Source organism: Nocardioides humi, assembly GCF_006494775.1.
In the GTDB taxonomy this organism is placed as follows: domain Bacteria; phylum Actinomycetota; class Actinomycetes; order Propionibacteriales; family Nocardioidaceae; genus Nocardioides; species Nocardioides humi.
The window spans coordinates 6065361-6079318 of the sequence record NZ_CP041146.1; the positions used below are offsets into that span (position 1 = coordinate 6065361).

Annotated in this window: 15 protein-coding genes; 4 read left to right on the forward strand and 11 right to left on the reverse strand. The window is 72.3% G+C overall.

The window, feature by feature from the left end; genetic code table 11:
• Positions 1-8: 8 nt before the first annotated feature.
• A complete protein-coding gene (locus tag FIV44_RS29265) occupies positions 9-1232 on the reverse strand; it encodes an acyl-CoA dehydrogenase family protein (protein ID WP_141007510.1) in 1224 nt (407 codons plus the stop codon).
• Positions 1232-2602, reverse strand: a complete 1371-nt coding sequence (locus FIV44_RS29270; protein WP_141007511.1) for an acyl-CoA dehydrogenase family protein — start codon at positions 2600-2602, stop codon at positions 1232-1234. The genes FIV44_RS29265 and FIV44_RS29270 overlap by 1 nt, the downstream gene beginning before the upstream one ends.
• An 85-nt stretch (positions 2603-2687) precedes the next feature.
• Between FIV44_RS29270 and def the strand changes: the two genes are divergently transcribed.
• Both def and FIV44_RS29280 read left to right on the forward strand, forming a co-directional pair.
• Positions 2688-3278, forward strand: a complete 591-nt coding sequence (def, locus tag FIV44_RS29275) for a peptide deformylase (protein ID WP_141007512.1) — start codon at positions 2688-2690, stop codon at positions 3276-3278.
• 29 nt (positions 3279-3307) lie between these two features.
• Entirely contained in the window at positions 3308-4222 is a 915-nt protein-coding gene (locus tag FIV44_RS29280; protein ID WP_141007513.1) for an alpha/beta hydrolase, read from the forward strand.
• Between the two features lie 3 nt (positions 4223-4225).
• On the opposite strand, the gene FIV44_RS29285 is transcribed toward FIV44_RS29280, so the two are convergent.
• From FIV44_RS29285 to cobA, 4 genes are all read right to left on the reverse strand, one after another.
• Complete coding sequence (locus FIV44_RS29285; RefSeq protein ID WP_141007514.1) at positions 4226-4717, reverse strand: carboxymuconolactone decarboxylase family protein; 492 nt, start codon at positions 4715-4717, stop codon at positions 4226-4228.
• Positions 4717-5841: an NAD(P)H-dependent amine dehydrogenase family protein gene (locus FIV44_RS29290; RefSeq protein WP_141007515.1), complete on the reverse strand. Its 1125-nt coding sequence runs from the start codon at positions 5839-5841 to the stop codon at positions 4717-4719. The genes FIV44_RS29285 and FIV44_RS29290 overlap by 1 nt, the downstream gene beginning before the upstream one ends.
• A 171-nt stretch (positions 5842-6012) precedes the next feature.
• Complete coding sequence (locus tag FIV44_RS29295; protein WP_141007516.1) at positions 6013-6828, reverse strand: TrmH family RNA methyltransferase; 816 nt, start codon at positions 6826-6828, stop codon at positions 6013-6015.
• 10 nt (positions 6829-6838) lie between these two features.
• Positions 6839-8065 carry a uroporphyrinogen-III C-methyltransferase gene (gene cobA, locus FIV44_RS29300; protein WP_246086707.1) on the reverse strand — a complete coding sequence of 409 codons (1227 nt, stop codon included), beginning with the start codon at positions 8063-8065 and terminating at the stop codon, positions 6839-6841.
• A 71-nt stretch (positions 8066-8136) separates the two neighbouring features.
• Between cobA and FIV44_RS29305 the strand changes: the two genes are divergently transcribed.
• Positions 8137-8664 carry a YbhB/YbcL family Raf kinase inhibitor-like protein gene (locus FIV44_RS29305; protein WP_141007518.1) on the forward strand — a complete coding sequence of 176 codons (528 nt, stop codon included), beginning with the start codon at positions 8137-8139 and terminating at the stop codon, positions 8662-8664.
• Between the two features lie 87 nt (positions 8665-8751).
• Here the strand turns inward: FIV44_RS29305 and FIV44_RS29310 are convergent, their stop codons facing one another.
• The 4 genes from FIV44_RS29310 to FIV44_RS29325 form a co-directional block, all read right to left on the reverse strand.
• Complete coding sequence (locus FIV44_RS29310; RefSeq protein WP_141007519.1) at positions 8752-9903, reverse strand: acyl-CoA dehydrogenase family protein; 1152 nt, start codon at positions 9901-9903, stop codon at positions 8752-8754.
• Between the two features lie 30 nt (positions 9904-9933).
• Positions 9934-10581, reverse strand: a complete 648-nt coding sequence (locus FIV44_RS29315) for an FMN reductase (RefSeq protein ID WP_141007520.1) — start codon at positions 10579-10581, stop codon at positions 9934-9936.
• Positions 10578-11732 (reverse strand): LLM class flavin-dependent oxidoreductase, encoded by a 1155-nt coding sequence (locus FIV44_RS29320; protein WP_141007521.1) that lies wholly within the window; start codon positions 11730-11732, stop codon positions 10578-10580. Before FIV44_RS29320 ends, FIV44_RS29315 begins: the two co-directional genes overlap by 4 nt.
• Positions 11733-11809: 77 nt before the next feature.
• The gene (locus tag FIV44_RS29325; RefSeq protein ID WP_141007522.1) at positions 11810-12523 is read right to left on the reverse strand and encodes a PP2C family protein-serine/threonine phosphatase; all 714 of its coding nucleotides are present in this window, start codon (positions 12521-12523) and stop codon (positions 11810-11812) included.
• 46 nt (positions 12524-12569) lie between these two features.
• Between FIV44_RS29325 and FIV44_RS29330 the strand changes: the two genes are divergently transcribed.
• Entirely contained in the window at positions 12570-13574 is a 1005-nt protein-coding gene (locus FIV44_RS29330) for an alpha/beta hydrolase (protein ID WP_141007523.1), read from the forward strand.
• On the opposite strand, the gene FIV44_RS29335 is transcribed toward FIV44_RS29330, so the two are convergent.
• Positions 13556-13951, reverse strand: coding sequence for a DUF4190 domain-containing protein (locus FIV44_RS29335; protein ID WP_141007524.1), 396 nt, complete (start codon positions 13949-13951; stop codon positions 13556-13558). The two genes, FIV44_RS29330 and FIV44_RS29335, sit on opposite strands and share 19 nt — an antisense overlap.
• Positions 13952-13958: the final 7 nt, after the last annotated feature.

The following is a 13958-nucleotide window of genomic DNA, read 5'->3' on the forward strand; positions in this document are numbered from 1 at the left end:
GGTTCGGATCACTTGAGCTCCGCGCTCGACAGCCCCAGGATCCGGCGGGCGACGATCAGTTGCTGAATCTGCTGGGTGCCCTCGAAGATGTCGAGGATCTTGGAATCGCGCGCCCACTTCTCGAGCAGCTCCTCCTCGCTGTAGCCCACCGAGGCGCACAGCTCGACGCAGGACAGCGTCACGTCGGAGCCCACGCGACCGGCCTTCGCCTTGGCCATCGAGGCCTCGAGCGAGTTCGGCTTGCGGTTGTCGGCCATCCACGCGGCCTGGAGGGTGAGCAGGCGCCCGGCCTCCCAGTCCGCCTCGAGCTGCAGGAACCTCGCCGCGGCGGCGTGCTGGAGGATCGCCGGCCGGTCGTAGTCGACCTCGATCCCCGCCTCCTTGAGCAGGTCGCGGGTCAGGTCGAGCGACGCGCGAGCACAGCCGACCGCCATCGCGGCCACCAGCGGCCGGGTGTTGTCGAAGGTCGCCATCGCGCCGGCGAAGCCCTGCTCGACGTTGATCTCCGGGCTGCCGAGGAGGTTCTCCTTGGGCACCCGGGCGTCGGTGAAGGTGATGACGGCGGTGTCGGAGGCGCGGATGCCGAGCTTCTCCTCCAGCCGCTCGACCTTCACACCCGGCGTGTCCTTCTCGACCACGAACGACTTGATCGCCGCCCGGCCGAGGGACTTGTCGAGGGTCGCCCACACCACGATGCAGTCGGAGCGCTCGCCGGAGGTGACGAAGATCTTCTCGCCGTTGATGACGTACTCGTCGCCGTCGAGCACCGCGGTGGTGGAGATGGCGGCGGAGTCCGAGCCGAAGGACGGCTCGGTGATCGCCATCGAGGCCCACCGGCCCTTGAACCGCTCCAACTGCTCGTCGTTGGCGACCGAGGCGATCGCGGAGTTGCCGAGGCCCTGGCGCGGCATCGAGAGCAGCAGCCCGGTGTCGCCCCAGCACATCTCGGCCACGGACGTCACGGACGCGAGGTTGGCGCCGTTCTTGACGGCGTCCTTGGCGCGGTCGTCGTCGCCGTTGTCACGTCGTACGCCGGTCGCGCCGGCACCCTCGCTCGCGCCGGACTCGGAGAGCCCGTCGATCATCGCCGCGAGCATGTCGAGCTCCTTGGGGTACTCGTGCTCGGCGATGTCGTACTTGCGGGAGATCGGCCGCAGCATGTTCATCGCGACCTGGTGGGCCTGGTCGACCAGCGCCCGGTGCTTCTTCGGAACTTCCAGGTTGATCGCCATCAGACGAGCACCGTCCCTTCCATGATCCCGATGGCACGCAGGTCGCGGTACCACCGCTCGACCGGGTGCTCCTTGACGAACCCGTGGCCGCCGAGCAGCTGGACGCCGTCGAGGCCGATCTGCATGCCCTTGTCGGTGCACGCCTTGCGGGCGAGCGCGACCTCGCGGGAGAAGTCCTTGCCGGCCGCGGCGCGCGAGGCGGCACGGTAGGTCAGCAGGCGCATGCCCTGCAGCTCGATCGCGATGTTGGCGACCATGAAGGCCACCGACTGGCGGTTGGCGATCGGCTCGCCGAAGGCCTCGCGCTCCTTGACGTACGGCGTGACGTAGTCGAGCACGGCCTGGCCGGTGCCGACCGCGAGCGCGCACCAGGCGAGGCGGGAGAGGCGGACGCACTCGGTGTACGTCGAACCGTCGGTCTCGCCGAGCACCGCGTCGGCCGAGACCTTCACGTCCTCCAGGACGAGCTTGGTCATCGAGGCGGCGCGCACGCCCATGGCCGGGTCGCCCTCGACGGAGAGGCCCTCGGTCGAGGACTCCACGAGGAACAGGACCGGCGCCCCGTCGAGCTCGGCGCCGACGACGAACAGCTCGGCGCTGTCGCCCCGGGCGACCAGGCTCTTCGCGCCGTTGAGCACGTACCCGTCAGCGGTCCTCCCGGCGGTGGTCGACGGGCTGAGCACGTCGAAGAGCACGGTGGGCTCGTTGAGCGCGAGCGCGGCGGCGGGCACCGTGCCGTCCTCGGCGCTGAACGCCGGGAGGTAGGTCTGCTGCTGCGCGTCGGTGCCCCACAGTCCGATCGCGGTAGCGACCGAGCCCGGCGCGAGCGTCGCGACGGCGAGACCCATGTCGCCCTTGGCGAGCGCCTCGGCGACCAGCGTGCCGGCCATGGCCGAGCGCTCCTCGGAGACGCCGCCGAGCGCCTCGGGCAGGCCGAGGATCGGCAGGCCGATCTCGAGGCTCGCCTTGAGCAGCTCGTCGGGCGCGGCGCAGGCCTTGTCGGCCTCGGCCGCGGCGGGCCGGACGAGCTCCTCGGCGTACTCCGTGACGACGTCGACGAGCATCTGCTCGTCCTCGCCCGGGGTGAGGTCGAAGACGCCGCTCGCGGCGGCGGGGGTCGGCCGGGTGCCCGGCTGGCCCTTCTTGCCGGCCTTGGCGAAGGTGCGGCTGGCGTTGGTGATGGTCTTGAACCCGCTCCGGGTCACGGAGAACACCGCCTGCTCGGCCGGCTTGCGGAGGCGAACCTTGTCGAGGAGGTCGGTCTGGGCGAGCCGGTTGAGGCCGGCGACGAGGTAGCCGATCGGGTCGCGGCTCTCGCTGCTCGGAACCCCGTGCTTGCCGCCCGGCTTGAGGTTGCTGATCAGGGACATGCGGCAACTGTAACCGTGAGTTACACACGGCGCTACATCTTGGCCGAATCGGCCCACTGTGATCCCCACCCCTACGATGCGCGGCATGGACGAGCCGACCGAGACCGTGCATGCGCCGTACGGCCCCCTGCCCCGCAACGGGAGCGTCCGGCCGATGACGCGCTGGGGCACGCCGGTCATGCACCGGCCGCAGGCCAGGGTCGAGGTGTACGACGACGCGCTCCGCGCCCTCGCGGCCGACATGGTCGCCAGCATGTACGCCGCCGACGGCGTCGGCCTCGCCGCCTGCCAGATCGGCGAGGACGTGGCGATGTTCGTCTTCGACTGCCCCGACGCCGAGGGCCGGCGGATGGTCGGGGTGGTGTGCAACCCGGTCCTCGTCGAGCCGGAGGGCGTCGAGCGGCACCTCGACGACAGCCCCGAGGGCTGCCTGTCGTACCCCGGCGCGTTCGTCGACTGCGCCCGGCCCGACTACGCCGTGGTCGAGGGCACCGGGCTCGACGGCGCGCCGGTGCGCTTCGAGGGCGACGGCCTGCTCGCCAAGTGCCTGCAGCACGAGACCGACCACACGCTCGGCACCGTCTTCGGCGACCGGATCTCGGCCAAGGCGATGAAGCGGCTGCGCAAGCAGCACGACGCGGCTGCCGAGGACTATCCGCCGGAGTGGCCGACCTGAGGACCGTGGTCTTCGGCTAGCGTCGGCGCATGCCCGTCGACCCCTCCCTGGCCGGCCTCCTCGAGGCGATCGAGGCCGGTACGCCGCTGTGCGAGCTCTCCCCCGCCGACGCCCGCGCGATGTTCCGGGCGATGACCGTGGACGGCCGGCCGCCGGGCACCCTGCCGCCGGTCGCGTCGGTCGAGGACGACAAGGTGGCCGGCGGTGACGGTCCGCTCGCCGCGCGCGTGTACCGGCCCGACGGCACCGGCCCGTTCCCGACCGTCGTCCTCCTCCACGGCGGCGGCTGGGTGATCGGCGACCTCGACACCCACGACGCCATGGCCCGCGCCATCTGCGCGGGCGCGGGCGCCGTCGTGGTGGCGGTCGAGTACCGGCTCGCGCCGGAGGCGAGGTTCCCTGCCGCCGCGGACGACGCGATCGCGGCGGTGCGCGACGTGCAGTCGCGGCTGGCGGCGTACGGCGGCAGCGACGTGCTCGCCGTCGCCGGCGACTCCGCGGGCGGCAACCTCTCCGCCGTGGTCGCCCAGCAGGTGCCCGGCCTGGCCGCCCAGCTGCTGGTCTACCCGGCCACCGACGTCCTCGGCGACTTCCCCTCGCGCACCGAGAACGCGCACGGCTACTTCCTCGACGAGCCCACGATGGCCTGGTTCCTCGGCAGCTACGCCACCGCCGACACCGACCTCGCCGACCCGCGGATCTCGCCGCTGCGGGGCGAGCTGGCCGGCCTGCCGCCGGCGGTCGTGGTCACGGCCGAGTTCGACCCGCTGCGCGACGAGGGCATCGCCTACGCCGACGCGCTGGCCGCCGCGGGCGTGCCGGTGCGGCAGACGACGTACCCGGGCCTGATCCACGGGTTCTTCGACATGGGCCCGTGGTCGACGGCGTGCCAGGACGCGGTCGACGACACGGTCGCACAGTTCGCGGATCTCCTGCGCGGGTGACCGTCAGGCCCGGGCGGCGTGGTTCGGCAGGACGCAGGCGGCGTCGAGGCCGAGCACCCGGTTGAGGCGCCCGAAGGAGAGCCACGAGCCCAGGCACATCGACAGCTCGACGATCTCCCGGTCGGAGTAGTGGGTGCGCATCCGCTGCCAGAAGCCGTCGTCGATGCCGTGGTGGTCGAGGGCGTAGCGCTCGGCGTACTCCGCGGCGAGGCGGGTCCGGTCGTCGAAGTCCCGCGTGGTGCGCCAGTCCTGGACGGCGCGGTCGAAGGTCTCCTCGACCTTCTGCCCGTCCCGCTCGGTGCGCCAGTCCTGGCAGAACAGGCAGCCGTTGATCTGCGCGATCCGCAGCCGGGCGGCCTCGAACTCGCGCAGGCCGAGCGTGCTGTGCTCGTAGACGCTCATGGCCAGCGCCGACGCGGCGGGGCCGATGCCGGGCACCAGCTCCCCCCAGACGTGGATGATCGGGTCCGTGCCCTCGGGGATCTCGATGAACATCACGCCTCCTCGGCGACGGTGCGCAGGTAGGTGGACGGGACGAGCGGCACGTCGAGGCCGTCGTACAGGCCCGGGGTGGCGGTACGCAGCCACGGGATGGCGTTGACGAGCCGGTTGGCGGCGGTGGCGTTGCCGCCCGCGGCGCGGTTGCCGCCCTCGTCGGTGGCCTCGACGTTGATCTCGATCCGGGGCCGGCCCTCGACGATGACGCGGTGGGCGCCGTCGCCGCCGTCGGGCGGCATCGGCCAGTCGTAGGCGCAGGACGCGCTGATCCGGGTGACGTGCTCGATCACGATCCTCGGCTCGCCGGCGACGATGCCCTGCACCTCGAAGCGCAGCGCGCCCTGGGTGCCCGCCTCGAACGCCCCGAGCGCGGTGGTGACGGTGCTGTCGAGGGCGCGCCGCTCGACGGTCTCGCGCAGCTCGTCGAGCTCGACGCCGAGGGCCCGGGCGATCAGCCGGACCTGGCCGCCCCAGACCATCGAGGGGATGCCGGCCGCGACCATCGGCGGCTCGTAGTCCATCGGCTGGCCCATGCCGACGATGTAGCGGACCGAGTCCTCGGCGTCGTACGTCGAGTAGTCGAAGATCTCCTGGCAGCGGACCTGCTCGATCTCCGAGGCCAGGCCGCTGACCAGGGCGGGCAGCAGGTCGTTGCCCCAGCCCGGGTCGATGCCGCTGACGAACAGCGCGCTGCCGCCCTCGGCGCACGCCTTCTCGAGCGGGTCGCGCATCTCGGCCGGCGCGCTGCGGTGGTCGTAGAGCGCGTACACGGACGGCGTCACGACGACGGCGCCCTGCGCGAGCGCCCGGGCGATGTCCGCCACGGCCTCGTCGGGCCGCAGCTCGCCGGACGCGGCGTACGCCACCGCTCCCCCGCCCTCGAGCGCCGCCAGCGTCGCCAGCGCCGCCTCGACGTCGTCGGTGGCGCTCACCCCGAGGGAGCGGCCCAGGCCCGCCAGGTCGCCGGCGTCGCGGCCGGCCTTCGCCGGGTCGTTGACCACGACCGCCGCCAGGCTCAGCCCCGGGTGCGCCGCGACCGCCCGGATGGACGCGCGGCCCATGTTGCCGGTGCCCCAGACCACGACCGGGACGGTTGGGTAGAACGTGTTCTCATCCGCCATGGGGGGAGGTTAGGCGGCCCGGCGCCGTTGCGGTAGTGCGACAGCGTGTCCGATTTCGCGGGTCGTCCCGTGCGGCGACGGACGCGTCGATTGGGCAGAGACTGCATGCTCCTCCGGCGTGTCGCATGCGGTTTGGGACCAAACCGCAACATCGCGACGCTGCCGGGCGGGTCAGCGGCGGGCGGCGACGTAGCAGGCGACGGCGGTCGCCGCGGCCACGTTGAGCGAGTCGACGCCGTGCTCGATGGTGCGGGCCATCGGGATGATCGCCCGGCGGTCGGCGGCCTGCTCCCAGCGCGCGGAGAGGCCGTGGCCCTCGGAGCCCAGGACCAGGGCCACCCTGTCGACGTCCGCCACCGCCTCCTCGATCGGTACGGCGTCCGGCGCGAGCGTCAGCGCCACGGTGGTGAACCCGCGCCCGCTGAGTGCGGGCAGGGCGTCGTGCCAGTCCGGGAGGCGGGTCCAGGGCAGCGCGAAGACCGCGCCCATGGCGACCTTGATCGCCCGGCGGTAGAGCGGGTCGGCGCAGCGCGGGGCGAGGAGGACGGCGTCGAAGCCGAGAGCGGCCCCGGAGCGCAGGATGGCGCCGACGTTGGTGTGGTCGACGATGTCCTCGAGCACGAGCACCGACCGGGCGCCGTCCAGGACCTCGTCGAGCGAGGGCAGCGGGCGGCGCTCCAGCGAGGCGAGGGCACCGCGGTGGACGTGGAAGCCGGTGACCTGCTCGGCCAGCTCCTCGGAGAGGACGTAGCAGGGCGCAGGCGAGCGGTCGAGGACGTCGGCCAGGCCGTCGAGCCAACGCGGGGCCATCAGGAACGAGCGCGGAGCGAAGCCGGCCTCGACGGCGCGGCGTACGACCTTCTCGCCCTCGGCGAGGAAGAGCCCGTGCTCGGCCTCGAGGTGCTTGCGGAGCTCGACGTCGCGCAGGTCGCGGTAGTCGCCCAGCCGGGGATCGGCGGGGTCGGTGATCTCGACGAGCTCGGCCATCGTCCTGGGCTCAGCCCGGGAAGGCGTCCGGGTGGGCGATGGCGACGACGTCGCCGACCACGATGATCGCGGGCGGCTTCACGTCCTCGGCGGCGAGGCGTTCGGCGAGGGTGCCGAGCGTCGCGAGCACGGTCCGCTGGGTCGGCATGGTGCCGTCGCAGACGACGGCGACCGGGGTGCCGGTGTCGCGGCCGCCTTCCACCAGCGCGGTGGCGATGTGCGGCGCGTTCTCGACGCCCATCATCACCACGACGGTCCCCCGCATGCGGGCGAGCGCGTCGTAGTCGACCAGCGACTCGGCATGGCCGGGCGGCAGGTGGCCGGACACCACGGTGAACTCGTGCGTGACGCCGCGGTGGGTGACCGGGATGCCGGCGATGCCGGGCACGGCCACGGGCGAGGTGAGGCCGGGGATCACGGTGACGGGTACGCCGGCCTCGCGGCAGGCGATGATCTCCTCGTAGCCGCGGCCGAAGACGAAGTTGTCGCCGCCCTTGAAGCGCACCACCCGCTTGCCGGCGAGGGCACGGTCGACGATGACGCGGTTGATCTCCTCCTGCATGGCCGAGCGGCCGCGGGGCAGCTTCGCGACGTCCACCAGCTCCACGTCGCTCGGCAGGTCGCCCAGCAGCTCGCGCGGCGCCAGCCGGTCCGCCACCACGACGTCGGCGGACATCAGCGCCTTGCGGCCGGCGATCGAGATCAGCTCCGGGTCGCCCGGACCGCCGCCCACGAGCGTGACACCCGGCGTTCGGTCGCGGTGGTGGGGCGCGGCGATGGTGCCGTCGCGCAGCCCGGCGACGATCTCGTCGCGCACCGAGGCGGAGCGCCGCGGGTCACGGTTGCCCACCACGGCGACGGTGATGCCGGCCTCGCGACCGACCGCCGGGGTCCAGGCCGTGCCGAGGGTCGCGTCGTCGGAGCGGACGCAGAACACGCGCTGCCGCTCGCAGAGCTCCGAGATGTGATCGTTGACGGCGCGGTCGTCGGTCACCGCGATGACGTACCAGGCACCGTCCAGGTCGCCGTCCTCGAACGGCCGCTCGTGCCAGGTGATCTCACCGGAGCCGACCAGGCCCTCGATGGCCGGCCTGACCACCGGCGACACCACGTGGACGTCGGCGCCGACCGCGATCAGCTGCGGGACGCGGCGCTGGGCGACGTGGCCACCGCCCACGACGAGGACGCGGCGCCCGGCCAGGCGCAGGCCGGAGGGGTACGGCGGGAAGTCGCTCACGCCGTACATTCTCCCGACATGCGCCGGGTGCCCCCTGACACGGGCCCAGCACGCGGACTAACTTCGGTGACATGAGTCTCGATCGCCCGGTCACCCCGGACCCCTACGCCCTCCTCCCCGTCGTGCCCTCCTTCGCCGTCACCAGCGCCGACGTCACCGACGGCCGGCCGCTGAAGGACGACCAGGTCGCCGCCCACGGCAACACCTCGCCGCAGCTGTCGTGGTCGGGAGCGCCGGAGGGCACGAAGTCGTATGTCGTCACCTGCTTCGACCCCGACGCCCCGACCCCCAGCGGCTTCTGGCACTGGGTCCTGGTCGACCTCCCGGCCGACGTGACCTCGCTGGACGCCGGTGCGGGCGCCGAGGGCGCGTCGCTGCCCGGCAACGCGTTCATGTGCCGCAACGACGGCGGCCCGAAGGCGTTCATGGGCGCGGCGCCGCCCGAGGGCGACCAGGTGCACCGCTATTACTTCGTGGTGCACGCGGTCCGCGAGGAGACGCTCGGCGTGGACTCCGACGCCTCGGCCGCGGTCGTCTCCTTCAACCTGGCCTTCAAGACCCTCGGCCGCGCCATCGTGACGGGCACCTACCAGCACTGAGTCGGACCCAACTCATGCGCTTGTCAGGGGTTGCAACCCCTGACAAGCGCATGAATCCCCGGACATCCGGGGATTCATGCGGGCAGGTCAGAGCCCCATCGACTTGGCGATGATCAGCTTCATCACCTCGGACGTGCCGCCGTAGATCCGGGTGACCCGGGTGTCGGCGTACAGCCGCGCGATGGGGTACTCGTTCATGTAGCCGTAGCCGCCGTGGAGCTGCAGGCAGCGGTCGATCACGCGGCCGGCGACCTCGGTGCAGAAGAGCTTGGCGGAGGCGGCGTCGACGGCGGTCAGCTCGCCGAGGTCGTGCGCCTCGAGCGCCCGGTCGACGACGGCCTGGGCGGCGTCGACCTCGGCGCGGCAGGCGGCGAGCTCGAACTTGGTGTTCTGGAAGGACGCGACGGGGGTGCCGAAGACCTGGCGGTCCTCGACGTAGGCCTGGGTGAAGCGGAGCGCGGCCTCGGCCTGGGCGTAGGCGCCGTAGGCGATGCCGAGGCGCTCCTGCGGGAGGTTCTGGCCGAGGTAGCTGAAGCCCTCGTTCTCCTCGCCGAGCAGGTCCTCCGCCGGGATCCGTACGTCGGTGAAGGACAGCTCGGCCGTGTCGGAGGTGCGCAGGCCGATCTTGTCGAGCTTGCGGCCCACCGCGTAGCCGGGCGACTTCGTGTCGACCGCGAACAGCGAGATGCCGTGGCGGCGGTTGCTCTCCAGCGGCGGGGAGGTGCGGGCGCAGACGATGACCCGGTCGGCCAGCACGCCGCCGGTGATGAACGTCTTCGCGCCGTTGAGGACGTAGCTGTCGCCGTCGCGCTTGGCCGTCGTGCGCATGCCCGCCAGGTCGGAGCCGGTGCCGGGCTCGGTCATGGCGATCGCGAACATGGTCTCGCCGGCGACGAAGCCGGGCATCCAGCGCTTCAGCTGCTCCTCGGTGCCGAGCTTGAGCAGGTAGGGCAGGCACAGCTCGACGTGGACGCTGGACCCGCCCAGCTGGACGCCGGCCCGGGCCTGCTCCTCGGTCAGGATCGCGGAGAACTTGAACGACTCGATGCCCGCCCCGCCGTACTCCTCGGGGACCTCGATGCCGAAGACGCCGAGCTCTCCGAGCTTGGTGTACAGCTCGCGCGGGACGATCCCCGCGTCGTACCACCCCTGGTAGTGCGGGACGACCTCGCTCTCCAGGAACGATCGGAAGGTCTGGCGGAAGGACTCGTGGTCCTCGTCGAACACGGTGCGGCGCATGGGCTCATGCTGCCATCGGCGTCAACGCCGTCAGCGCACGGAGTCGCCGCCCGCCTCGCGCAGCAGCTGCTCGAACGGCGTGGGCGCCGCGAACTCGTCGGCGACGCTCCGGCGCTGTGCGGCGGCCGACAGGGCTCCCCCGGCCCCGAGCAGGGCGGCCAGCTCGCCGGCCGCCCGTCGGACCCGCTTGTCGAGGCTGCCGTCGTCGCTCGCGCCGAAGTCCTCGCTGGCCGCGAACACCCCGGTGGGTACGACGACCGCGCGCAGGTAGGCGAACAGCGGCCGCAGCGCGTGGTCGAGCACCAGGCTGTGCCGGGCCGTCCCGGCGGTCGCGGCGATCACGACCGGCGTGCCGTCGAGCGTGCCGGGCTCGAGGACGTCGAAGAAGGTCTTGAACAGCCCCGAGTACGACGCCGAGAACACCGGCGTCACGACGACCAGCCCGTCCGCGTGGCGCACCGCGTCGATCGCCTCGGCGAGCTCGCCGGTCGGGAACCCGGTCAGCAGGTGGTCGGCCAGCGCGTGCGCCAGCGGCCGGAGCTCGACGTGCCGGACGTCGACCTCCTGGCCGCGCGCGGTCACGGCGGCCTGCACCGCGTCGCCGAGCTTGTCGGCGAGCAGCCGCGTCGACGACGGGACGGAGAGTCCCGCCGAGACGACGACGATGTGCTGGGTCATGCCCGGATCTCCTCTGCGTCCTCGGCACGGTCGGTGGTGCCGGTCATGGTGTCCTCCGCGTGCACGGTGCCGTCCTTGGCGCCCCCGGCGGCCGCGACGAGCGAGGCGTGGGTCGGTGCGTCCGGTACGTCGGCCGGCCGGCCCTCTGCGAAGCCCTTGCGCATCTCGGGCAGGATGCCGCCGAGCAGGTCGAGTTGCTCGAGCACCGTCTTCAGCGGGAGCCCCGCGTGGTCGACGAGGAACAGCTGCCGCTGGTAGTGCCCGGCGTACTCGCGGAACGACAGGGTCCGCTCCAGCACCTGCTGGGGCGAGCCGACGGTCAGCGGCGTCTGGCTGGTGAAGTCCTCCAGCGACGGGCCGTGGCCGTAGACCGGGGCGTTGTCGAAGTACGGGCGGAACTCCCGGACCGCGTCCTGGCTGTTGGGTCGCATGAAGAACTGCCCGCCGAGGCCGACGATCGCCTGGTCGGCGCGGCCGTGGCCGTAGTGCTCGAAGCGCTCGCGGTACAGGCGCACCATCTGCTCGGTGTGCGAGGCCGGCCAGAAGATGTGGTTGTGGAAGAAGCCGTCGCCGTAGTACGCCGCCTGCTCGGCGATCTCGGGGCTGCGGATGGAGCCGTGCCACACGAACGGAGCGACGCCGTCGAGCGGCCGCGGGGTCGAGGTGTAGCCCTGCAGCGGCGTACGGAACCGGCCCTCCCAGTCCACGACGTCCTCGCTCCAGAGCCGGCGCAGCAGCGCGTAGTTCTCGATGGCGAGGTTGATGCCCTGGCGGATGTCCTTGCCGAACCACGGGTAGACCGGGCCGGTGTTGCCGCGGCCCATCATCAGGTCCACCCGGCCGTCGGTGAGGTGCTGGAGCTTGGCGTAGTCCTCGGCGATCAGGACCGGGTCGGTCGTGGTGATCAGCGTGGTCGCGGTCGACAGGATGATCCTCTCGGTCTGCGCGCCGATATAGGCCAGGGTGGCCGTCGGGTTGGACGCGACGAACGGCGGGTTGTGGTGCTCGCCTGTCGCGAACACGTCGAGGCCGATCTCCTCGGCCTTCCTCGCGATCGCGACGGTGGCCTTGATCCGCTCGTACTCCGACGGCGTCCGCCCGCTGGTCGGGTCGGTGGTGACGTCGCCGACGGTGAAGATGCCGATCTGCATGGTCCGCTCCTGGTGGTCGTGATGGTCATCCGGTTCAACAGATGACATGTCAACCATATTCCCTCGCGGCTCCGGACTCAGCACCGGGACAGGACCAGCACCGCCCGGTCGTCGTCGCCGCGGTCGACGAGGTCGATGATCTGCTGGGCGGTGCCCTCCCAGCCGGCGAGGTACGCCGTCCGGGCGGTCTCCTGCAGCCAGGCGATGCCGGTGTCGATGTCCGTCGAGCGGGACTCGACCACGCCGTCGGTGTAGAAGAGCAGGGCGTCGCCCGGACTCAGCACCCCGGCGCTCTCGCGCAGCTCCGGCGTCTCGCTGACGCCCAGCGCCGTGCCCCGCGAGTTGTCGATCCGCCACTCCCGCGCCGCGGCCGACCAGACCAGCGCGGGCGGGTGACCGGCGCTGCGGATGAGGTAGTGGCCGGTCGCCAGGTCCAGGTCGAGCTGGACGGCCGTGGCGATCGACTCGTCCGAGGGCTGCCGCAGCAGGTACGTGTTCGCGTCCCGGAGCAGCTCCTCGCCCGGGACGACCCGGATCAGGCTCTCCAGCGCGCCCGCGAACTGCAGCGCGGCCGGCACCGCGGTCTCGCCGCTCCCGCACACGTCGACCAGCACCGTGCGGAGCAGCCCGCCGGAGCCCTGCAGGTCGCTGACGATGAAGTCGCCGCCGTACGCGAAGCCCTCGGCGGACAGCATCGCCGACTGGTGCCGCCAGCCCGCGGGCAGCTCGGGCATCCTCCCGCGGGCCTGCAGCCGCTCGCGCAGCCGGGCCCAGGTGACGGCATCGTCCATCGGCACAGCGTAGAGGTCGCCCGGGCGTCGTCCTTAGACTCTCACCGTGACCGAGACGACGACCGTCGACATCCTGGGCGAGCCCTGGACGGCCGAGACGATCCCGCTGGAGGACGACTTCGAGGGCGAGGTCGTCGCGACCCTGGTCGGCCGGAGGGCCGACGAGCCGACCGAGCTGGCGACCCTGCACGTCCACGGGTTCTCGGACTACTTCTTCCACACCGAGTACGCCGCCTGGTGGCTCGACCACGGCCACGACATGTACGGCCTCGACCTGCGCAAGTACGGCCGGTCGCTGCGTCCCCACCAGTCCGCGACCTATGTCGCCGACCTCACGGACTACTTCGCCGAGCTCGATGCCGCCTGGGAGCGGATCACCGTGCGGGACGGCCACCGGCGGGTCGTGCTGTCGGGGCACTCGACCGGAGGCCTCGTGGTCGCGCTGTGGGCCGACGACCGGCGGCCCGCCGAGCTGGCCGGGCTGCTGCTCAACTCGCCGTGGCTGGACCTGCAGGGGAAGGCCTGGATGCGCTCGCCCGTCGCCAACCGGGTCCTCGAGCAGGCCGGGCGGCGCCGGCCGCTGCAGGTGTTCCCCCGCGACGTCAGCGGCTACTACGGCCGGAGCCTGCACCGTGACCACCACGGCGAATGGGACTTCGACCTCACCTGGAAGCCGGTCGACTCGTTCCCCGTCCGGCTCGGCTGGCTGCGCGCCGTCCGCCAGGGGCAGGCCCGCCTCCACGCCGGGCTCGACGTGCCCGCGCCGGTGCTGGTGCTGTCCTCCGACCGCTCCGGGCACCCGCGGGCGATGGACGAGGAGGTCTTCTCGACCGACATCGTGCTCGACGTCGAGCAGATCCGGCGGTGGTCGGTCGCCGTCGGGCGGCACGTGACGTACGCCGCCGTGCCGGGCGCGGTGCACGACGTCGTCCTCTCCCGGAGCGAGCCGCGGGCACGGGCGTACGACGAGATCGAGCGCTGGCTGACGACGTACGTGCTCCGAGACCGCTCTCCGTCGCAAGCTCCGCCGGCTCAGTCGCAGGTGAAGTAGCCGTCGGAGTCGGTGTAGCAGTCGTCGATCGAGTTCTCGGCCCACACGACGAGCGCGACGAACAGCACGGCGCCGACGATGAACAGCGCGAACCCGAGCCAGCCGACGATGATGCCGGCGAGCGCCAGTCCCCCGCCCTGCTCGTTGGTGCGCTTCATCTGGCTCTTGGCGACGTGACCCAGGATCGCGCCGATGAAGCCGGTGAACCCGGCGCAGACGACGAGCGAGACGATGCTGACGACGAGCGAGGCGATCGCCATCCCGTTGGTCGCCGGGGGCGGGGTGTAGCCGTACGGCGCCGCCGGCTGTCCGTAGGGCTGGTTCGGCGGCTGGCCGTACGGCTGGTACGGGTCGTTGCCGGAGGGCGGAGTCGTCATGCGGGCA